The organism is Cellulomonas sp. S1-8 (genome assembly GCF_026184235.1).
In the GTDB taxonomy this organism is placed as follows: Bacteria; Actinomycetota; Actinomycetes; order Actinomycetales; family Cellulomonadaceae; genus Cellulomonas.
The window spans coordinates 2,698,584-2,719,546 of the sequence record NZ_CP110806.1 but is presented as its reverse complement, the minus strand read 5'-3'; the positions used below and the strand labels follow the sequence as shown (position 1 = coordinate 2,719,546).

The window sequence follows — 20,963 nt, the reverse complement described above, 5'->3', positions numbered from 1 at the left end:
CGTGGCGGTTCCGAAGCGCAAGATGTCGCGCAGCAACACCCGTGCGCGTCGGTCGCAGTGGAAGACCACTGCCACGACGCTCACCACCTGCCCCCAGTGCAAGTCGCACATGCGCCCGCACGTGGCGTGCCCGACGTGCGGCACCTACAAGGGCCGCAGCTACGCCGAGGCCGTGCGCAGCGAGCACGAGGCCGTCTGACCTTCGCGGCCTGATGACCGGCACACCCGTCGACACCGACGTCGCGTGAGCACGGCAGCGCAGTCGCTCCTGGAGAAGCTCGGGGTCCACCTGGACCCCGAGCTCTTCGTGCTGGCCCTGACGCACCGGTCGTTCGCCCACGAGGCGGGCGGCATCCCGACGAACGAGCGGCTGGAGTTCCTCGGCGACACGGTGCTGGGGCTCGTCGTCACCGAGCACCTGTACCGCACCCACCCGGGGCACTCGGAGGGCGACCTCGCCAAGATGCGCGCCGCCACGGTGTCGCAGCGTGCCCTGGCGCAGGTCGCGCGCACGCTCGACCTCGGCGCGTACGTGCTGCTCGGCAAGGGTGAGCTCGCGACCGGCGGCAAGGACAAGGACTCGATCCTGTCCGACACGCTCGAGGCGATCTTCGGTGCGGTCTACCTCTCGCACGGCCTGGAGACGTCCCGAGTCCTCGTCGACCGTCTGGTCAGCCCGACGCTCGCCGCCGCCGCCGACCTCGGTGCGGGCCTCGACTGGAAGACTTCGTTGCAGGAGCTGTCGGCGGCCCTCGGCCTCGGTGCACCCTCCTACGACGTCACCGGTGAGGGCCCCGACCACGCCAGGACGTTCACGGCGCACGCCGTCGTCGGCGGCGAGGTCCGCGGCAGCGGCGTCGGGTCGGCGAAGAAGATCGCCGAGCAGGAGGCCGCGTCGGCGGCGTGGGAGGTGCTGCGCGCCCTGCGCGAGGCGCAGGACGGCACGACGGACGAGGTCCCGGCGCTCGCCGCGGCCCCCGTCGCCGACGTGCGCTGACGCGTGCCCGAGCTGCCCGAGGTCGAGACCGTCCGTGACGGCCTCGCGCGACACGTGCTGGGCCGCACCGTCACGGCCGTCGAGGTGCGCCGCGACTACTCGGTCCGCCGCCACGAGGCCGGACCCCTGGACCTCGCCGCACGCCTCACGGGCCGGCGGCTGGAGGCGGCGGTGCGCCGCGGCAAGTTCCTGTGGTTCCTCCTCGACGAGGGGCCGGGACGCGGCGACGACGCCCTCCTGGCGCACCTCGGCATGAGCGGGCAGCTCCTGGTCCGCGGGCCGCAGGCGCCCGGTGCGGCCGCCGCTCCCGGTCCCGCGGGCTGGGTCGAGCACCCGCACCTGCGCGTCCGGCTCGCGCTCGACGACGGCTCGGCGCTCGACTTCGTCGACCAGCGCACCTTCGGCCACCTGTCCGTCCCCGACCTCGTCGCGACGTCGGACTGCGCGGCGGGCGGGCTCGGCTCGCCCCGGCCCGTGGTCCCGGTGCCCGTCGCGCACATCGCGCGCGACCTGCTGGACCCCGCGCTGGACCGCGCTGCGCTCGTCGAGGCCGTCCGTGCGCGGCGGACCGAGGTCAAGCGGGCGCTGCTCGACCAGACGCTCGTGTCGGGTGTGGGCAACATCTACGCCGACGAGGCGCTGTGGCGGGCCCGGCTGCACGGCGCGCGTCCCACGGCGACGTTGCGCCGCACCGAGGTGACGCGGGTGCTCGACGCCGCGGCCGAGGTGATGACCGAGGCGCTCGCCCAGGGCGGGACGAGCTTCGACGCGCTGTATGTCAACGTCAACGGGGCGTCGGGGTACTTCGACCGGTCGCTCGCGGTGTACGGGCAGGAGGGCCGGCCGTGCCCGCGCTGCGGCACCCTCGTGCGGCGCGACGCGTTCGCGAACCGGTCGTCGTCCACCTGCCCGCGCTGCCAGCCGCGCCCCCGAGCCCGGCGCCCCTGACACGCCGCGCGCGGTCGGTCCCGTCAGCGGGCCACGACGTTGCGCAGGGTGGCCCCGGCGACCAACCGGGCGACGTTGTCCGCCACCAGGTCCTGCCAGCCCACCGGTCGGCCCCCCGCGGCGTGCGGGCTCACGAGCACCCGGGGCTCGTCCCACAGCGGCGACGACGCGGGCAGGGGCTCGGTGGCGAACACGTCGAGGGCCGCGCCGGCGATCCCGCCCGCCCGCACGGCGGCGAGCAGCGCGTCCTCGTCGAGCGTCGACCCGCGTCCCGCGTTGACCACCCACGCGCGCGGCGGGAGCAGGTCCACCACGCGGGCGTCGATCGCGTGCCGGGTGCCTTCCCCCGCCGGCAACAGCCCGATGAGCACGTCCGTCCGCGGCAGAACCTCCGTCAGGTCGGCGGGCGTGACGACGGGGAAGCCGTGCCGCTCGCCCGCTGTCGTCGCGACGCCCGTCACGTGCGCGCCCAGACCCGCGAGCAGGGGCGCGAGCCGCGCGGCGATCGAGCCGAAGCCCCACACCGTGACGTGCGCCCCGAGCAGCGTGCGCACCTGGCCCGGCGGGTGCAGCGGCTGCAGGCCCCCCAGGTCGCCGGCCCACCGGTGCTGCGCCTGCGCGCGCACGAGGTCGGGCACGCGCCGCACGCAGGCCAGGGTCAGCGCGAGGACGTGCTCGCTGACCGTGTGGTCGTGCAGCCCGCGGCCGTTGGTCACGACGACGTCGGGGGCGAACCCGGCGGCGAGCACGGCGTCCGGCCCCGCGGCGAGCGTCTGCACCCAGCGCACCGCCGGGGCGGCCGCCGCGAGCTCGGCGAGCCGGTCCGACGGGTTGCCCCACACGACGATCGCGTCGGCCCCGCGGGACTCGGGCGGGGGAGGCGCCGTCACGTCGTAGCGGACGGCCGTGACACCCCGGGGGAGTGACGGCGCGCCGTCGACGGACGCGGGCAGCAGGATCATGGTCACGGGTCGATACGATGCCACCGTGCCAGCCACGAACCAGTCGACCCCGCCGCCCGACACGGGCGCCCGGTCCGGGCCCATCTCCGTCATGATCGTCGACGACCACGAGGTCGTCCGCCGCGGCATCGCCGAGGTCGTCGAGCGCACCGACGGCATGACCGTCGTCGCCGAGGCGGGCTCCGTCGCCGACGGCGTCCGGCGGGCGACGCTCGTGCGCCCCCAGGTGCTCCTGGTCGACCTGCAGCTCCCCGACGGCACGGGGATCGACCTCATGAAGGCGGTGCGCGAGACGCTGCCGCACGCCCGGGCGATCGTCCTGACGTCCTTCGACGACGACGACGCGCTGGCGGCGGCCCTCGACGCGGGCGCCGCCGCCTACCTGCTCAAGAGCGTGCGCGGCGCCGAGATCACCGACGTGATCCGCGCGGTGGCCTCCGGTCGCACCCTGCTCGACGACCGCACCGTCGCACGGCGCCGCGCGGGCCACGAGGACCCCACGGAGTCGTTGACGCCGAGCGAGCTGCGGGTGCTCGACCTCATCGGCGAGGGGATGTCGAACCGGGAGATCGCCGAGCGGCTCGGCGTCGCGGAGAAGACCGTGAAGAACCACATCACGTCGCTGCTGGCGAAGATGGGCCTGCAGCGCCGCACGCAGGTCGCGGCGTGGGTCGCGTCGCGCAAGAACTCCGGCTGGCGCGCCGACCCGGGGCACTGACGACAGGACCGCCGGGCCGGCAGCCGCTCACCCGAGCGGCGCCTGCCAGGTCAGCAACGTCCCGTGACCGCTGGGGGACGCCCCCAGGCTGAACGCCCCCCCGTGCTGGCGTGCGCGTGAGGCGAGGTTGCCGGTGCCGGAGCTGCGCTCGCGGACGGACGGCAGGCCGGCGCCGTCGTCCTCGACGTCGACCGCGACCGAACCCGTCGGCCCGGACCCGCGCACGACGACGCGCACGCTGACGGACGACGCGTGGGCGTGCCGCGCGGCGTTCGCGAGCCCTTCGCGGACCACCGCGACGACGTCGTCGGTGAGCTGCTGCTCGAGCCGCTCGTCGATGCGGTCCTCGGCCTCGCCGTCGCCCGCGGCGAGGCCCTCACCGTCGAGCAGGAGGACGAGCGACGGCGCGAAGCCCAGCCCCGTGCGGGCGAGCGACGCCTCGCGGCGCAGCCGCTCCACCAGGCCCGTCGCGGCGTCGGGGTCGCGCAGCGCGTAGACGATCTGACGGATCTCGCGCACCGAGCTGTCGACGTTGTCCAGCGCGGCCTCGACGATGCTCGTCAGCTCGTGCGGGTCCACGCCCCGGGCCGCCCGACGCCGCACCGTCTCGAGCTGCATGCCGGTGGCGAACAGCTGCTGGATCGCGAGGTCGTGCAGGTCACGGGCGATGCGCTCGCGCTCGTCGAGCAGCGCCGCGACGTCCTGCGCGTGCCGGGCCTCCGCGAGCACGTAGGCGAGGGCCGCCTGCGCCGCGAACGACTCGGCGGTGGCCAGGTCGCTCTCGTCGAACGGGGTGCGGCCGATGCGCCGCAGCAGCACGAGCACGCCGACGCCGCGGCCCGAGGAGTGCAGGGGCGCGAACATGGCCGGACCGAACGCGCGCATCTCCTCGAGCTTGACGGTGCGGGACGCCGACAGCGACGGCGTGAGCAGCCCGCGGCCCTCCTCCAGGACGGTCCACGCGCGTCCCCCGCGCGGCATGACCAGACCGGTCAGCACGTCGGCCTGGAAGCCGTCGGCCAGCTCGATGTACAGCTCCCCGCCCATGCCGGGCAGCGCCAGGGCGGCCGTGTCGGCGTCCGCGACCTCGCGCGCCGTGCGGGCGACGTGCTCGAGCGCGGACTCCTCGTCGACGCCCTCGAGCAGCATCGTCGTGATGTCCTGACCGGCCCGCAGCCAGTGCTCGCGGCGTTCCGCGTCGGCGTAGAGCTGGGCGTTGGCGATCGCGACGCCCGCCGCCGCGGCGAGGGCCACGACCATGCCCTCGTCGCTCGCGGTGAACGGGCCCCCGCCGTCCTTCTCCGAGAGGTAGAGCTGGCCGTACACGTGCTCGCCGACCTTGACGGACGCGCCGAGGAACGAGCCCATCGACGGGTGGTGCGCGGGCCAGCCCTGGAACGAGGGGTGCTGGGTCAGGTCGTCGAGCCGCAGCACGCCGTCGATCGGGATGCGCCCCAGGACCCCCTCGGCGTGCGGGGGGTGGCGCATCATGCGCGCGACGGCCGTCGGGACCCCGGTGTAGACGAACGTGGTGGACGCGCCCGCGTCGTCGAGCACGTTGATCGCGCCGTAGCGGGCGCCCGTCAGCTCGGCGCTGACCTGCACGAACCGGTCCAGCACGGCGGGCAGCTCCAGGTTGCCCGCCACTGCGAGGATCGCGCCGAGGAGGTCGGTGAGCGCGTCACCCGTGAGCGGCGCGGGCGTGGGTGCGCGATCGGCCAGGACGCCCCGCTCGAACGGTGCTCCCGTGGTCGGCGACCGCCCGGCGACCTGACGCATCTCGCCCCGGTGCTCGTTCACGACGACTCCCGCCCCTCGGCCCGCACGGCCTCACCGTAGCCCGGCACGCGCGCCACCAGGTCGCGGTGGGTGCCGCGCGCCGCGATGCCGCCCCCGGCGAGCCACAGGACCTCGTCGGCCGTCGCCAGCGGCGTGAGCCGGTGGCTGACGACGAGCAGGCCGCGGGGCGTGCCGGCGCGGGTCGGCGGTGCCTGCCACAGCCCGTCGAGGACGGCGTCCGCGGTGGGGGCGTCGAGGTGCTCGGCGGGCTCGTCGACGAGCAGCAGGGGAGCGTCGGCCAGCAGCGCGCGGGCGAGCAGCAGCCGACGTCGTTCACCGCCGGACACCGTGCGGGCGTCGGCGAGCAGGAGCGTGTCGAGCCCGTCGGGCAGGTCGGCGAGCCATGGGCCGAGCCCGGCCCGGTGCAGCGCGTCGCGCGCCTCCTGCGGCGTGACGTCGCCGCGCGCGACGCGCAGGTTCTCGAGCACCGTCGTGGCGAACACGTGCGCGTCCTCGCCGGTCACGACGACGCCCCGGACGACCCGGCCGCGGGGCAGCGACGCCAGCGGTGCGCCGTCGAGCGTGACGCCGCCCGCGAGCGGCGGCAGCAGCCCGGCGAGGGTCAGCAGCAGCGTCGTCTTGCCCTCGCCGCTGGGGCCCGCGACCGCGACGCGCGACCCGGGGGTGAGCACGAGGTCGACATCGGTCAGCGCGGGGGGTCGACCCGGCCAGCCGCACGCCAGTCCCGTCGCCGCGAGCACGGGGGAGGCGGCCGCGGGGGAGGCAGCCGCGGCCCTGGTGCCCCGCGGGCCCGCGGCGGGCACCGACGAGCGGTCCGGCTCACCGCCCCCGGCGTCGGCGTCGGCGCCCACCCCGGCGTCGTCGAGCAGCGCGAGCACCCGCGCCGCCGCGGCGCGGGAGCGCTGCACCTGCACGGCCGCGGCCGGCAGCAGCGACGTCGCCTCGAAGGCGGCCAGGGGGGTGAGCACCACCACCGCGAGCTCGACGGGTGCGAGCAGCCCGGCCGCGACCGCGGGGACGCCCGTGAAGAGCGCGGCGAGCACCGCCCCGCCGACGGCCAGCTGCGCGATCGCCGCGGCCAGGGCCGCCGGCCCGGCCGCCGTGTCGGCCGCGCGTGCCAGGTCGCCGTCGGCGGCCCGCAGCGCGGCGAGCTCACCGGGCAGCCGGCCCGAGACCGCGAGCGGGCCGGCGTCGTCCAGCACGCCCAGCGCCGTGGCGCTCATGCGCGCGCGTGCGGCCACGCCGCGCTCCTGCGCCGTCCGCGCGCCGTGGGCCGCCAGCCACGGGGCGAGGACCCCCGCGGCGAGCAGGCAGACGGCCACCGCGGCACCGGCGGGCGGCCAGAACAGCGCCATCGCGACGCACGTGCCGATCCCCAGCGTCGCGGCGACCGCCGCGGGCAGCAGACCGCGCACCACGACGTCGCCCACCGCGTCGACGTCGGACCCGACGCGGGCCAGCAGGTCGCCGCGGCGGACCGCGAGCAGGGCCTGCGGCCGGCCGGCCGCGAGACGGTCGTACAGGGTCGTGCGCAGGGCCGCCATGCCGCGCAGCGCCACGTCGTGCGACACGAGCCGCTCCAGGTAGCGCAGCACGCCGCGCCCGATGCCGAACGTGCGGACGGCGACGGTCGCGACGGACAGCTCGAGCACCGGGGGCATCTGCGAGGCGCGTGCGATGAGCCACGCCGAGACCGCGGCCAGGGCGACCGCGCAGCCCAGCGCGAGGGTCCCGAGCAGGACGGCCAGCGCCACGCGGCGCGGGTCGACGTCGAGCAGCCGGACCGCGCGGCGCAGGGTGCCGCGCGGTGCGCGGCGTTCCACGTCGACGTCCACGGCGCCGCTCACGGCGCCGCTCACCGCGCCGCTCACCGCGCCGCCCCCGCGGCCGCGGGCGTGACGTCCGGGCGACCGGTCGCCGCCGTGACGGCGACGACCACGTCCGCGCGCCGCGCGAGCGACGCGCGGTGCGCCACGAGGAGTACCGCGCTGCCGGCGTCGCGCAACGCGTCGATCGTCGCGAGGACCACCTGCTCGCCCGCCCCGTCGAGGTGGGCGGTCGGCTCGTCGAGCACGACGACCGGGCGGGGACGCAGCAGGGCACGCGTGAGGGCGAGCCGCTGCCGCTGCCCCACGCTCAGGCCCGCGCCGCCACCGCCGAGCAGGGTGTCCCACCCGTCCGGCAGTGTCGCGACCACGTGGTCGAGACCGGTGAGGGCCGCGGCGCGGTCGCGGTCCGCGGGCGCAGGGGACCCGAGGACCTCGTGCACCGTCCCCGGCTCGAGGACGGGCCGCTGGGGGAGCCACGTCACCTGACGCCAGTACTCCTGGCGGTCGACGTCGTCGAGCGGGGTCTCACCGCCGTCGGCCCCGACGAGCACGACCGTGCCCGCGTCGGGCGGCAGCAGACCCAGCAGCACCTCGACGGCCGTCGACTTGCCCGCGCCGGACGGCCCGACGAGCGCGACGACGCGTCCGGGCACCAGGTCGACGTCGAGCGGCCCCGGCGCCCACCCGCCGCGCCCGTGCACCGCGATGCCGCGGGCGCGGACGGCCCCGGCGGCGAGGTCCGGCACGGGGGACGTCCCGGCGGTCGGGGCCTCGACGGCAAGCACCGCGAACGCACGCTCGGCCGCCGCGACCCCGTCGGTCGACGCGTGGAACTGCGCGCCGACCTGCCGCAGCGGGCCGAACACCTCGGGGGCCAGGACGAGGACCGCCAGGCCCGTCACGAGGTCGAGGTGGCCCTCGACGAGCCGCAGGCCGACGCCCACCGCGACGAGCGCGACCGACAGCGTCGTCAGCAGCTCGAGCACCATGCCGGACAGGAACGCGATGCGCAGCGTGCCCGCGGTGGCGCGACGGTGCGCGTCCCCCAGGTCCCGGACGCGGGCGACGGGCCCGCGCTCGCGGCCGAACGCCCGCAGGGTCGCCAGCCCGGCGAGCAGGTCGAGGACCTGGGCGCCGAGCCGCTGCATGGTCGCCAGGCCACGCTCCGAGCGGCCCTGCGTCATGACGCCGACGAGCCACATGAACACCGGGACCAGCGGCAGGGTGCCGAGCAGGATCGCGGCCGACACCCAGTCGAGGCCCAGGACCACCAGCAGGGTCGCGGGGGTCAGCGTGGCCGCCAGGACGAGCTGCGGCAGGTACCGCACGAAGTACGGCTCGAGGGCGTCGAGCCCGCGGGTCGCCAGGGTCACGAGGCTCGCACCGTCGTCCGGCGCGGCGCGGCGCGGGCCGATCGCGGCGGCGTGCGCGACGACCCGTTCACGCAGCTCGGCGACGACCCGCGTCGCGGCGCGGTGCGCGTACCGCTCCTGCACGCCCGTGACGAGGGCGCGCGCGGCGACGACGAGGACGAGCCCGCCGACGAGCGGGGAGACCTGGTCCAGCGACGCCCCGTCGGCGACGGCGGCGCCGAGCGCGTGCGCCAGGAGCAGGGCCTGCGCGACGACCAGGGCGCCTGTGAGCACACCGAGCGCGACCGTCAGGGCGAGGTACCCGCGGGCGGCGCGCGCGTACCGCAGCAGGCGCGGGTCCAGGGGCTTCACGCGGGCCGGCCGACCACGATCAGGACCGCGAGATCACGCGGTCGAACGTGAGCCCGGTCGCCTCGGGGATGTGCTCGAGGGTCAGGCGCTTGCGGAACACCCAGTAGGTCCAGCCCTGGTAGAGCAGCACGAGCGGCGTGAGGATCGCGGCGACCCACGTCATGACGGTGAGCGTGTAGTCGGTGGAGGACGCGTTGTCGACCGTCAGGGAGTTGGCCGGGTCGAACGCCGGCATGACGTCCGGGTACATCGAGCCGAAGATCAGCACGACGGCCGCGACGATCGCGACCGCGGAGCCCGTGAACGCGATGCCCTCGCGCCTCGCGCGGGTCGCGGCCACCACCAGCACGAGGGCCGCGGCGGCCACCAGCACGGCGGCCCACGTCCAGGCCTTGCCGCTGAACGCGAGCTGGGCCCAGACGGCCCACGCACCGGCGACGACGAGCGTCACGACCGAGCTGCGCGCGGCGAAGGCCGCGGCACGCTCCCGCATCTCCCCGGCGGTCTTCATCGCCAGGAAGACCGCGCCGTGCGTGAGGAAGATGCTCAGCGTCACGACGCCGCCGAGCAGCGCGAACGGCGACAGCAGGGCCCAGAACCCGCCGACGTACTGGTGGTCGGCGTCGAGCTCGACCCCGCGCACGAGGTTGGCGAACGCCACGCCCCACAGCAGCGCCGGGACGACGGAGCCGAAGATCAGGGCCCGGTCCGCCCAGGCGCGCCACACGGGGGAGTCGATCTTGCCGCGCCACTCGAACGCGCAGACGCGCACGATCAGCGCGACCAGGATGAGGAACAGCGGGATGTAGAACCCGGAGAACAGGGTGGCGTACCACTCGGGGAACGCCGCGAACGTCGCACCGCCCGCGGTGAGCAGCCACACCTCGTTGCCGTCCCAGAGGGGGCCGACGGTGTTGATCATGAGCCGGCGCTCCTTCTCCCGGCGGGCGCGGTCGCCCCGGGGCAGGATCGCCAGCAGCATGCCGACACCGAAGTCGAACCCCTCGAGCACGAGGTAGCCGGTCCACAGCACGGCGACGAGGAGGAACCAGACGGTCGAGAGCTCCATGGCCGGTCTCCTCAGTACGCGAAGGACAGGGGACGGTCGGTGCCGTCCGCGTCGGGGGCGTTGGCGGGGTTGTCGGGGCTCGGGTCGTGCTCGCTGTCGGCGACGCCCTCGACGGCGTACCGCTTCATGAGCCGGAACCAGACGACCATCAGCACGCCGTACAGGAGCGTGAACCCGACCATCGAGAACACGACCATGCCGGGGCTGACGACCACGCTGACGCCGCGCTGCGTCAGCAGCCACACGCCGTCGACGCCCGAGGCGTTGGGGTTCGGGGTGACGACCCAGGGCTGGCGGCCCATCTCGGTGAAGATCCAGCCGAACGCGGAGGCGAGGAACGGCGTGGCGATGGCGGCGAGGCCGAGGCGCCCGAACCACGCCTTGTCGGTGACCGAGCCCTTGCGGCGCAGCAGCCACAGAGCGGCAAGCGCGAGGGCGGCGGAGCCGGCGCCGAAGCCGATCATGAGGCGGAACGACCAGTAGGTGATCGCGAGGTTGGGGTAGAACCGGGTGTCCTGCGGGTCGAACGTCGCCTCGACGCCGTTGTCCTGCTCCCACTGGCTGATCCAGTCCGCGTAGAACTCCTGCAGCTCGTCGACGCCGCGGATCCGGGCGTCGAAGTCGCCAGTCGCGAGGAACGACGTGAAGCCGGGCAGCTCGATGAGGTGCCGGACTCCCGCGCAGTCGCCCGTGAGGTCGCCGATCGCGAGGATCGAGAACGCGGCGCCGTCCTGCGTCTCGCACAGCCCCTCGGCGGCCGCCATCTTGGCCGGCTGCTGGTCGAACATGAGCTTGGCCTGCCAGTCGCCCGAGGCCGCCACACCGGCACCGGAGACGAGCATCGTGACCAGGCCGAGGACGACCGCCGGTCGGTAGACGTCCCGCGCCCTGGCCTCGTCGCCCGAACGCACGAGGCGCACCATCCACCAGGCGGCGATGCCGGCGACGAACGTGCCGGCGGTGAGGAACGCGGCGGAGATGGTGTGCGGGAAGGCCGCGAGGACCGTCGGGTTGGTGAGCACCGCCACGACGTCCGTCATCTCGGCGCGCCCGGACTCGAAGTTGTAGGTCGTGCCGACGGGGTGCTGCATCCACGAGTTCGCGGCGAGGATGAAGTACGCCGACAGGTTGGTGGCGATCGCGACCGCCCAGATGCACGCGAGGTGGATCCGCCGCGGCAGCTTGTCCCAGCCGAAGATCCACAGCCCCAGGAACGTCGACTCGACGAAGAACGCGGCGAGCGCCTCCATGGCCAGCGGTGCCCCGAACACGTCGCCGACGAACCGCGAGTACTCCGACCAGTTCATGCCGAACTGGAACTCCTGCACGATGCCGGTCGCCACGCCGATCGCGAAGTTGATCAGCAGCAGCTTGCCGAAGAACTTCGTCAGGCGCAGCCAGCGCTCGTTGCCGGTGCGGTTCCACGCGGTCTGCATGATGGCGACGAGCGGCGCGAGGCCGATCGTCAGCGGCACGAAGATGAAGTGGTAGACGGTGGTGATGCCGAACTGCCAACGGGCCAGGTCGAGGGCGTCCACGCGGGTCTCCGTGCTGGTGCGAGGGGGTCGGGGCGGGGGCGGTGCGTCCTGCGCGGACGTGCCGACGACGCGTCCGCAGGCGATGGCGGGTCGTGCCACGTCCTGCTCGGAACCGTAGGACGGGAGCACTCGCACGGGCGGGACCAAGGTCCCGATTGCTGACGAGACGTCGTCAACTCACCCGCCGTCGGAGAGGCGGGCCCCGGGGGCTGTGCGATACTGACGCCCAGGTCCTGACGCCCACACCGTCGGGACCGACGAGCTCGCCGCAGCAGTGACCGTGCAGGCCAGCCGCCGCCCCGCCCTCGCCGGGCTCCAGATCGGAGCCCCGAGTCGGCCTGGCAGGCGATGGCGCCGGACGGGCGGCGACGACGACCGTTGACTTCCGTCGCGGCGCCCGACCGGGCGTGAGCGACGACCGACCGCCCGGGGGCGCACGTCGTGTGGACGGGGTTCCCTGGTACCCAGGAGCACTGGCTTGCCTCCCGTGAACAGCACCGAGAACACCACCGACACCGACGTCACCGCGGCGGCCGACCCGGCACCGAAGAAGCGACGACGCCGCGTCGTGCGGGACGTCGTGACGACCGAGGCCCCCGCGGCCGAGGTGACCGAGCAGGCACCGCCCGCCCCCGTCGTGGTCCCTGAGCCCGCGCCGCAGGACGAGCCCGCGCCGCAGACCGCCGCAGGGTCGCAGGACGCCGCCGAGCCGACCGCGGCCCCTGCGCGGACGACCCGCGCGCGGGGCTCCCGTCGGGTGACGCGCACCGTCGTCCTCGACGCCGTGGCCGAGGCGCCCGCCGCCGCACCCGCCGCACCCGTGGTCGACGCCCCCGTGACCGACGCACCCGTGGTCGACGAGGTCGACCCCGACGAGCTCACGGCCGACGAGGTCACGCCCGACGCCGAGGTCACGCCCGACGACGCAGGCACGCCCGACGCCGACGAGCCCGAGGCCAGCGGGGTCGCGGAGTCCGTGGCCGAGGAGGCCGAGGAGCGCACTTCGCGGCGCCGTCGGTCGGGTCGTCGCAGCGGCCGGGCCACCCGCACCGCGCAGGACGCCGACGCCGCGTCCGGTGCGACCGACGCCGCGGACGTCGCTCCTGATGCCGACGCCGCCGACGTGGGCACGCCGGACACCGCGCAGCCCGTCACCGCGGCCCGCGCCGACGCTCCGCTCGACGTGCTGGCCGAGCTGGGCGGCATGCGTACCGAGGAGGAGTCGCCCGCCCGGGCGCGCCTCGCGACGACCGCACTGCTCTTCCAGGCGCCGGACGCCGCCGCGGCACGTCCGCGCCGTCGCCGTGCCCAGGCCTCGGCCGGGTCTCCCGAGGAGATCTCGGGGTCCGCCCGGGTCGAGACGTCCGAGCCCGAGCCTCGCCACGAGGACGTGCAGGACGACGCCGTCCAGGGGGAGACCGACCCCACGCCCGCCCCCGAGGAGGGTGCGGGGCGCTCCCGTCGCCGCCGCGGGGGTCGCGGTCGGCGGCCCGCGGCCGACGCCGACGAGACCACGGACGAGGACCTGCCCGTCACCGACGCCGTGCCGGTCGACGAGGACGAGGACGACGCCGAGATCGTCGACGAGACCGGCGACGAGACCGGCGACGAGACCGGCGACGTGGACGACGACGAGCCGGGCGACGACGGCGCGGGTCCGCGTCGACGCCGCCGGCGGGGCGGCCGCGGACGTCGTGGCCGTGCCGACGCGCCGGGCGAGGACGCGACGGACGAGCCCGGCGACGACGAGCCGGAGACCGAGACGGAGCCCGAGAGCGCGGACGACGCGGGAGACGACGAGGCCGGCAGCTCCAGCCGCCGGCGCCGCCGTCGTCGTCGTGGTGCCCGCGGCGACGCCCCCGCCGAGGAGCCGCGTCGTCGGCCCGCCGGTGACGAGGTCACCGCGCTGCGCGGCTCGACGCGCCTCGAGGCCAAGCGTCAGCGGCGCCGTGAGGGGCGCGACGCGGGCCGGCGTCGTCAGGTCATCACCGAGGCCGAGTTCCTCGCACGCCGCGAGTCGGTCGAGCGGGCGATGGTCGTGCGCGAGGTCGACGCCCGTACCCAGATCGCCGTGCTCGAGGACGGCGTGCTCGTCGAGCACTACGTCTCCCACCAGGCGCAGGCCTCGATGGTCGGCAACGTGTACCTCGGCCGCGTCCAGAACGTGCTGCCGAGCATGGAGGCCGCGTTCGTCGACGTCGGCAAGGGCCGCAACGCCGTGCTCTACGCCGGCGAGGTGAACTGGGACGCCGCCGGCCTCGAAGGGGGCCAGTCGCGCCGCATCGAGCAGGCGCTGAAGTCCGGCGACGCCGTGCTGGTCCAGGTGACCAAGGACCCCATCGGCCACAAGGGTGCACGGCTGACCAGCCAGATCACGCTCGCGGGCCGCTACCTCGTCTACGTCCCGGGCGGCGGCATGACCGGCATCAGCCGCAAGCTGCCCGACACCGAGCGCTCGCGGCTCAAGAAGATCCTGCGCGACCTCGTCCCGGACACCGCCGGCGTGATCGTGCGGACCGCGGCCGAGGGTGCGAGCGAGGACGAGCTGCGCGCCGACGTCGTCCGCCTCCAGGGCCAGTGGGAGGCGATCGAGAAGAAGCGCAAGACCGCCAACGCGCCCGCGCTGCTGCAGGGCGAGCCGGACATGGCGATCCGCGTGGTCCGCGACATCTTCAACGACGACTTCTCCTCGCTGGTCGTGCAGGGGCAGGACGCCTGGTCGACGATCTCGACGTACGTCGGCGACCTCGCACCCGACCTCGCCGCACGCGTCGAGCGCTGGACGGGGACCCAGGACGTGTTCACGGTGCACCGTGTCGACGAGCAGCTGGCCAAGGGCATGGACCGCAAGGTCTGGCTGCCGTCGGGGGGCTCGCTGGTCATCGACCGGACCGAGGCCATGACGGTCGTGGACGTCAACACCGGCAAGTTCACCGGTGCCGGCGGCACCCTCGAGGAGACGGTCACCCGCAACAACCTCGAGGCCGCCGAGGAGATCGTCCGCCAGCTGAGGCTGCGCGACATCGGCGGCATCATCGTCATCGACTTCATCGACATGGTGCTCGAGTCCAACCGCGACCTGGTGCTCCGCCGGCTCGTCGAGTGCCTGGGACGCGACCGCACCAAGCACCAGGTGGCCGAGGTCACGTCGCTGGGCCTGGTGCAGATGACCCGCAAGCGCGTCGGCCAGGGCCTCGTCGAGGCGTTCAGCGAGACGTGCGAGCACTGCCACGGGCGCGGCTTCATCGTGCACACCGACCCCGTCGGCAAGGGCGGTCGTCCGGACGTCGTCGCGCAGCCGGCACCCGAGGCGGCGGAGTCGAAGCGGTCGCGGCGCAAGCGCGCGACCTCCGACCAGGGCAACGGGACGTCGCACCCCGCCGTGCCCGTGCTGCCCGAGGCGCGCGAGGCCGTCAAGGCTACGCTCGCCACGATCGCGGCCGCGGCCGCCCACGCCCACGAGCACGAGCACGAGCACGACGCTCCGACCGTCGACGGTGGCGCCTCCGAGGAGCCCGCCGACGACACCGTGGTGCCCGTCGAGGACGCGCCCGGCGACGCGGGGGCGCCGCAGGACGCGGTGGCCGTCGCTGCGGCACCGACGAGCGGCACGCTCGACGTCTTCGCCGAGCTCAGCGCCGTGGGGGTCGAGCGCACGGACGGCGCGGGAGCGCCGGCCGTCGGGACGGACGCGCCCCTCGAGCTGCACGCCGTCGCACCCGAGCTGTTCGAGGACGCGGACCGGCAGGACGAGGCGGCCGACCAGGACGGCGAGGCGGCCGACCAGGACGGCGAGGCAGCCGACCAGGACGGCGAGGCGGCGGACGTGACCGGCGAGGGTCCGTCCGACCGCGACGACTGAGGGAATGCTCGTGATCGCACGTGCGATCACGAGCGATCCCGCACGAAGGACCCGGCCCCGCCGGTGCTCGTTTGACCGGGCGGGGGCGGGTCCGTACGCTAGAACGTCGGTGCGTCGCGCGCGTGCCGGGAGGCCTGACGGCCGCGTGACCCGGGGAGACCCGGGGGCGGACGTCCTGCCGGTCCTGGTCCAGGCGCCGCGGACGACATCGCCGACGCGAACCCCTCACCCTCGTGGTGCGGCGGTGCGCGGGTACCGGCGGGTCACGCGGCACCGACGGGCAGGACGCACGAAGCACCGATGAGCAGGTCCGACGAGCAGAGATGAGCAGCAACGTGGTGTACGCGATCGTGAAGGCTGGCGGCCGCCAGGAGAAGGTCGCCGTCGGCGACGTCGTCGTCGTCGACCGCCTCGCCGCCGGGGCAGGGTCGTCGGTCCAGCTGACGGCGCTGCTGCTCGTCGACGGGGACAAGGTCACCACCGACGCCGCGGCGCTCGCCAAGGTGACGGTGACGGCCGAGGTCGTGCGGGACGAGAAGGGTCCCAAGATCGACATCCTCAAGTACAAGAACAAGACCGGGTACCGCAAGCGTCAGGGTCACCGTCAGCGGCTGACGCGCCTGAAGGTCACCGACATCGCGTGAGCCCGCGCCGCTCACGCGGCCGTCCACCTTTTCTGAGCATCCGGAGAGCAGGTCAGTCATGGCACACAAGAAGGGCGCGAGCTCATCGCGCAACGGTCGCGACTCCAACGCGCAGCGCCTCGGCGTCAAGCGCTTCGGCGGTCAGGTCGTCAAGGCCGGCGAGATCATCGTCCGCCAGCGCGGCACCCACTTCCACCCGGGCGACAACGTCGGCCGCGGTGGGGACGACACGCTGTTCGCGCTGGCCGCGGGCTCGGTGCTGTTCGGCACGCGTCGTGGCCGCAAGGTCATCGACATCGTGGTCGCGGACGCCTGAGGTCGCGACACACCCCAGCTTTCACGGTCGAAGGGGCGCACCGGCACGGTGCGCCCCTTCGTCGTGTGACGATCAAGATCTGCAGGAGAAGGTGAAGGAGGTCCAGCCATGGCGACGTTCGTCGACCGTGTCGTGCTGCACGCGACCGGCGGTGACGGTGGGCACGGCTGCGCGTCCATCCACCGCGAGAAGTTCAAGCCGCTCGCCGGCCCCGACGGCGGCAACGGCGGCAACGGCGGGTCCGTGATCGTCGAGGTCGACCCCCAGGTCACCACCCTGCTGCCGTTCCACCACCTGCCGCACCGCCGCGCCGCGTCCGGCACGCAGGGCATGGGCGACCACCGCAGCGGCTCGACGGCCGAGGACCTCGTCCTCGGCGTCCCCGACGGCACCGTCGTGAAGTCGCCCGACGGCACCGTCATCGTCGACCTCGTCGGGACCGGTGCGCGCTACGTCGTCGCCGCGGGCGGGCGGGGCGGCCTCGGGAACGCCGCGCTCGCGTCGCCGCGGCGCAAGGCCCCGGGCTTCGCGCTGCTGGGGGAGCCCGGCGACGAGGCCAGCGTGGTCCTCGAGCTCAAGACCATCGCCGACGTCGCGCTGGTCGGGTACCCGTCGGCCGGCAAGTCGAGCCTCGTCGCGGCGATCTCCGCGGCCCGGCCGAAGATCGCTGACTACCCGTTCACGACGCTCGTGCCGAACCTGGGCGTCGTGCAGGCCGGTGACGCCCGCTACACGGTCGCGGACGTCCCCGGTCTGATCCCCGGCGCGTCGCAGGGCAAGGGGCTGGGGCTGGAGTTCCTGCGGCACATCGAGCGCTGCGCCCTCGTCGTGCACGTCCTGGACTGCGCGACCCTCGAGCCCGACCGCGACCCGATCACCGACCTCGACGTCATCGAGGCCGAGCTCGGCACCTACGCCGAGGACCTCGAGGTGGCGGCCGGCGGCGTGCCGCTCGCGGAGCGTCCGCGCGTCATCGTGCTGAACAAGATCGACGTGCCCGAGGCGCGCGAGCTCGCGGAGCTGGTGCGACCCGAGCTCGAGGCGCGCGGGCTGCCCGTCTACGAGATCTCGACGGCCAGCCACGAGGGCCTGCGCGCCCTGACGTTCGCGCTCGCGGGGCAGGTCGACGCGTCGCGTCGCGCCGCACCGCTCCCCGAGCCCACGCGCACCGTGCTGCGCCCGCGCGCCGTCGACGACAACGGCTTCACGGTGAAGCGCCGCGAGGGCGGCGGGCAGGTCTGGTTCGCGATCCGCGGCGAGAAGCCCGAGCGGTGGGTGCGCCAGACCGAGTTCTCGAACGACGAGGCGGTCGGCTACCTCGCGGACCGTCTGGCACGCGCCGGCGTCGAGGACGCGCTGTACCGGGCGGGCGCCGTGGCGGGCGACGAGGTACGGATCGGACCCGACGAGAACTCGGTGGTGTTCGACTGGGAGCCCACCCTGCTCACGGGGTCCGAGCTGCTCGGCGGCCCGCGCGGCTCCGACGCGCGGCTCGAGGACCGGGCGCGGCCCACGCGCGGCCAGAAGCGTCGCGAGTACACCGAGCGCATGGACGCCAAGGCGGCCGCGCGCGCCGAGCTGTGGACGGAGCGCGAGCAGGGGGTCTGGACCGACCCCGACTCCTGAGCCGGCGCGCGCCGTGCGTCCGGGGGGCGGTCGCTGCACGGGCAGCGGCCGCGGGCGGGGCATCATGGGGGCCGTGAGTGCCGCCGCCCTGTCGGGACGTGACCAGCTGCCCGCCGCGGGCCGCATCGTCGTCAAGGTCGGCTCGTCGTCGCTGACGACGCCGGACGGGCACCTCGACACCGAGCGCCTCGCCGCCGTCGTCGAGGTGCTCGCGGTGCGCCGCGCGGCGGGGACCCAGGTCGTCCTGGTGTCGTCGGGGGCGATCGCTGCGGGCATCGGCCCGCTGGGGCTGGCGGCCCGGCCGCGGGACCTCGCGACGCAGCAGGCGGCGGCCTCCGTGGGCCAGGGGCTGCTCGTGGCGCACTACACGCGCGCGTTCGCGGCGCACGGGCTACGGGTCGCGCAGGTGCTGCTGACCGCCGAGGACACGTGGCGGCGCGGGCAGTACCGCAACGCGCACCGTGCCCTGACCCGGCTGCTGGACCTCGGCGTCGTGCCGATCATCAACGAGAACGACGCGGTCGCCACGGACGAGATCCGGTTCGGCGACAACGACCGGCTCGCGGCGCTGGTGTCGCACCTCGTCCACGCCGACGCGCTGGTGCTGCTCACGGACGTCGACGCGCTGTACACGGGGCCGCCGTCGCGGCCGGGCTCGCGACGCATCGGCGAGGTGCACGGGCCCGGTGAGCTCGAGGGCGTCGACGTCACGGCGCGCGGCAGCGCCGTGGGCACGGGGGGCATGGTCACCAAGCTCGAGTCCGTCGCGATCGCCACCCAGTCGGGCATCCCGGTCGTCCTGACGTCGGCGGCGCTGGCCGCGTCCGCGCTGGCGGGCGACGACGTCGGCACGTGGTTCGCCGCGACCGGTCGGCGCCGCTCGATCCGGCTGCTGTGGCTCGCGCACGCGGCGCGCACCCGCGGGCGGCTGGTGCTCGACGAGGGCGCGGTGCGGGCCGTCGTCGAGCGCCGGACGTCGCTGCTGCCCGCGGGCGTCACCGGCGTCGAGGGGGACTTCGAGGCGGGTGACCCGGTCGAGCTGGTCGACCCGGCCGGCGCCGTCGTCGCGCGCGGGCTCGTCGCGTACGGCGACCAGGAGATCCCCCAGCTGCTCGGACGCAGCACGGGGGCGCTGCGGGACGCGCTGGGCCCCGGGTGGGACCGTGCGCTGGTGCACCGCGACGACCTCGTGCTGGTGCGTCGGCGACGCTGAGCCCGGCACCGTCGGCACGCCCGGTCGGACGGGAGGCCCGCGCCGGCCGCGGATCGAGGCCCGGGCCCCGCAGCACCCGACCGCGCCGCACGGCTAACCTGGCGCCATGACGACGTCGCTGGAGCAGCAGACACCCGCCGTCCAGGACGACCCCGAGGTCGCGGTCCTCGCCGTCGCCCGCCGTGCCCGGGAGGCGTCGCGGGCGCTCGCCACCGCGACGCGCGCCACGAAGGACGCGGCGCTGCACGCCCTCGCGGACGCGCTCGTGGCCGCGACCGACCGGGTCCTGGACGCCAACGCGCGGGACCTGGAGCGCGGTCGCGCGAACGGCATGTCCCCGGGCCTGCTCGACCGCCTCGCGCTGACCCCGCCGCGGGTGGCCGCGATCGCCGACGCGCTGCGCGAGCTCGCGGCGCTGCCCGACCCGGTGGGGGAGGTCGTGCGCGGCTCGACGCTGCCGAACGGCCTGCGGCTGCGTCAGCTGCGCGTGCCGATGGGCGTCGTGGGGATGATCTACGAGGCCCGTCCCAACGTCACGGTCGACGCCGTGGGACTGGCTCTCAAGAGCGGCAACGCCGTGATCCTGCGCGGGGGATCGGCCGCTGCGAGCAGCAACGAGGTGATCGTCGAGGTGCTCGCCCACGCGCTCCTCGCGCAGGGGCTGCCGGGCGACCTCGTGCAGTCCGTCGACGCGTGGGGACGCCCGGGCGGGGTCGCGCTGATGCACGCGCGCGGGCTCGTCGACGTGCTCGTGCCGCGCGGCGGCGCCGACCTCATCGCGACGGTCGTGCGGGAGGCGACCGTCCCGGTCATCGAGACCGGTGCGGGCAACTGCCACCTGTACGTCGACGCGAGCGCCGACCTGGCCGACGCGCTGGCGATCCTGCTCAACGCCAAGACGCAGCGCGTGGGCGTGTGCAACGCCGTCGAGACGATGCTGGTGCACCGCGACGTCGCCGACGACTTCCTGCCGTCCGCCGTGGCGGCGCTCGCGGACGCCGGCGTGACGGTGCACGGCGACGAGGCGACGCTGCGACGGGCGCCGGAGGAGGCGCCGACGGTCCCCGCGACCGACGAGGACTGGGGGACCGAGTACCTGTCGCTCGACCTCGCGGTGCGGGTGGTCGACGACCTCGACGCCGCGATCGCGCACATCCGGCGCTGGTCGACCGGGCACACCGAGGCGATCCTCACGCAGGACCTGGGCGCGTCCGAGCGCTTCGTGGCGGAGGTCGACTCGGCGGCCGTGGTGGTCAACGCCTCGACCCGGTTCACGGACGGCGGCCAGTTCGGTCTCGGCGCGGAGATCGGGATCTCGACGCAGAAGCTGCACGCCCGCGGTCCGATGGGTCTGGGCGAGCTCACGACGACCAAGTGGGTCGTGCACGGCGACGGGCACGTCCGGCCCTGACCCCTTGACACCTCTGGCACCTCTGGCACCGTGTCAGGACGTGGTCCGGCGCTCCGCCCCCGCGTGCGACACTGGGTCGCTGCGGGCTCGGGAGACCGGGAGCCGCGACGACGGACACGCACACCGACGACGACCAGCAGGAGGACGACGTGAACGCCACCCTGATCGCCGCGGCCGAGACGGCCGCCGAGCACACCACGACGTTGCCCTTCTCGCCCGTGGTCTTCGGCGTCGGCGCGTTCGCGGGGCTGATCGCCATGCTCCTGGTGACGTACGCCTTCCGGTCCGTCGGGACGCGCCACTGAC

At 75.1% G+C, this 20,963-nt stretch carries 17 protein-coding genes; 11 read left to right on the top strand and 6 right to left on the bottom strand.

Features of this window, described 5'->3' with window-relative positions:
* Window position 1: 1 nt before the first annotated feature.
* From rpmF to mutM, 3 genes are read left to right on the top strand one after another with little or no spacing between them, the layout of a single operon-like run.
* Window positions 2-199 carry a 50S ribosomal protein L32 gene (gene rpmF / locus OKX07_RS12210; protein ID WP_265628336.1) on the top strand — a complete coding sequence of 66 codons (198 nt, stop codon included), beginning with the start codon at window positions 2-4 and terminating at the stop codon, window positions 197-199.
* A 45-nt stretch (window positions 200-244) separates the two neighbouring features.
* Window positions 245-997 carry a ribonuclease III gene (gene rnc / locus OKX07_RS12205; RefSeq protein WP_265628335.1) on the top strand — a complete coding sequence of 251 codons (753 nt, stop codon included), beginning with the start codon at window positions 245-247 and terminating at the stop codon, window positions 995-997.
* Window positions 998-1,000: 3 nt separating this feature from the next.
* Window positions 1,001-1,945, top strand: a complete 945-nt coding sequence (gene mutM, locus OKX07_RS12200) for a bifunctional DNA-formamidopyrimidine glycosylase/DNA-(apurinic or apyrimidinic site) lyase (protein WP_265628334.1) — start codon at window positions 1,001-1,003, stop codon at window positions 1,943-1,945.
* A 23-nt stretch (window positions 1,946-1,968) separates the two neighbouring features.
* Here the strand turns inward: mutM and OKX07_RS12195 are convergent, their stop codons facing one another.
* Window positions 1,969-2,907 (bottom strand): phosphoglycerate dehydrogenase, encoded by a 939-nt coding sequence (locus OKX07_RS12195; RefSeq protein ID WP_265631919.1) that lies wholly within the window; start codon window positions 2,905-2,907, stop codon window positions 1,969-1,971.
* 91 nt (window positions 2,908-2,998) lie between these two features.
* On the opposite strand from OKX07_RS12195, the gene OKX07_RS12190 reads away from it, so the two are divergent.
* Complete coding sequence (locus OKX07_RS12190) at window positions 2,999-3,625, top strand: response regulator (RefSeq protein ID WP_265631918.1); 627 nt, start codon at window positions 2,999-3,001, stop codon at window positions 3,623-3,625.
* Between the two features lie 27 nt (window positions 3,626-3,652).
* Here the strand turns inward: OKX07_RS12190 and OKX07_RS12185 are convergent, their stop codons facing one another.
* Genes OKX07_RS12185 through OKX07_RS12165 form a run of 5 tightly spaced genes read right to left on the bottom strand, consistent with a single transcriptional unit; the run spans window position 3,653 to window position 11,585 of the window.
* On the bottom strand, window positions 3,653-5,404 hold the full coding sequence (locus OKX07_RS12185; protein ID WP_265631917.1) for a GAF domain-containing protein: 1,752 nt from the start codon (window positions 5,402-5,404) through the stop codon (window positions 3,653-3,655).
* Between the two features lie 17 nt (window positions 5,405-5,421).
* The gene (gene cydC, locus OKX07_RS12180) at window positions 5,422-7,272 is read right to left on the bottom strand and encodes a thiol reductant ABC exporter subunit CydC (RefSeq protein WP_265628333.1); all 1,851 of its coding nucleotides are present in this window, start codon (window positions 7,270-7,272) and stop codon (window positions 5,422-5,424) included.
* A 20-nt stretch (window positions 7,273-7,292) separates the two neighbouring features.
* Entirely contained in the window at window positions 7,293-8,978 is a 1,686-nt protein-coding gene (cydD, locus tag OKX07_RS12175; RefSeq protein WP_265628332.1) for a thiol reductant ABC exporter subunit CydD, read from the bottom strand.
* Window positions 8,979-8,997: 19 nt separating this feature from the next.
* Window positions 8,998-10,047, bottom strand: a complete 1,050-nt coding sequence (gene cydB / locus OKX07_RS12170; RefSeq protein ID WP_265628331.1) for a cytochrome d ubiquinol oxidase subunit II — start codon at window positions 10,045-10,047, stop codon at window positions 8,998-9,000.
* A gap of 11 nt (window positions 10,048-10,058) precedes the next feature.
* A complete protein-coding gene (locus tag OKX07_RS12165; protein WP_265628330.1) occupies window positions 10,059-11,585 on the bottom strand; it encodes a cytochrome ubiquinol oxidase subunit I in 1,527 nt (508 codons plus the stop codon).
* A gap of 478 nt (window positions 11,586-12,063) precedes the next feature.
* Between OKX07_RS12165 and OKX07_RS12160 the strand changes: the two genes are divergently transcribed.
* The 7 genes from OKX07_RS12160 (at window position 12,064) to OKX07_RS12130 (ending at window position 20,962) form a co-directional block, all read left to right on the top strand.
* The gene (locus OKX07_RS12160; protein WP_265628329.1) at window positions 12,064-15,447 is read left to right on the top strand and encodes an Rne/Rng family ribonuclease; all 3,384 of its coding nucleotides are present in this window, start codon (window positions 12,064-12,066) and stop codon (window positions 15,445-15,447) included.
* Between the two features lie 335 nt (window positions 15,448-15,782).
* Window positions 15,783-16,091 (top strand): 50S ribosomal protein L21, encoded by a 309-nt coding sequence (rplU, locus tag OKX07_RS12155; protein ID WP_265631916.1) that lies wholly within the window; start codon window positions 15,783-15,785, stop codon window positions 16,089-16,091.
* 58 nt (window positions 16,092-16,149) lie between these two features.
* The gene (gene rpmA / locus OKX07_RS12150; RefSeq protein ID WP_089799742.1) at window positions 16,150-16,407 is read left to right on the top strand and encodes a 50S ribosomal protein L27; all 258 of its coding nucleotides are present in this window, start codon (window positions 16,150-16,152) and stop codon (window positions 16,405-16,407) included.
* Window positions 16,408-16,515: 108 nt separating this feature from the next.
* Window positions 16,516-18,033 carry a GTPase ObgE gene (gene obgE / locus OKX07_RS12145; protein ID WP_265628328.1) on the top strand — a complete coding sequence of 506 codons (1,518 nt, stop codon included), beginning with the start codon at window positions 16,516-16,518 and terminating at the stop codon, window positions 18,031-18,033.
* 64 nt (window positions 18,034-18,097) lie between these two features.
* A complete protein-coding gene (gene proB / locus OKX07_RS12140; RefSeq protein ID WP_265628327.1) occupies window positions 18,098-19,246 on the top strand; it encodes a glutamate 5-kinase in 1,149 nt (382 codons plus the stop codon).
* Between the two features lie 106 nt (window positions 19,247-19,352).
* On the top strand, window positions 19,353-20,657 hold the full coding sequence (locus OKX07_RS12135; RefSeq protein WP_265628326.1) for a glutamate-5-semialdehyde dehydrogenase: 1,305 nt from the start codon (window positions 19,353-19,355) through the stop codon (window positions 20,655-20,657).
* Between the two features lie 149 nt (window positions 20,658-20,806).
* Window positions 20,807-20,962, top strand: a complete 156-nt coding sequence (locus tag OKX07_RS12130; RefSeq protein ID WP_265628325.1) for a hypothetical protein — start codon at window positions 20,807-20,809, stop codon at window positions 20,960-20,962.
* Window position 20,963: the final 1 nt, after the last annotated feature.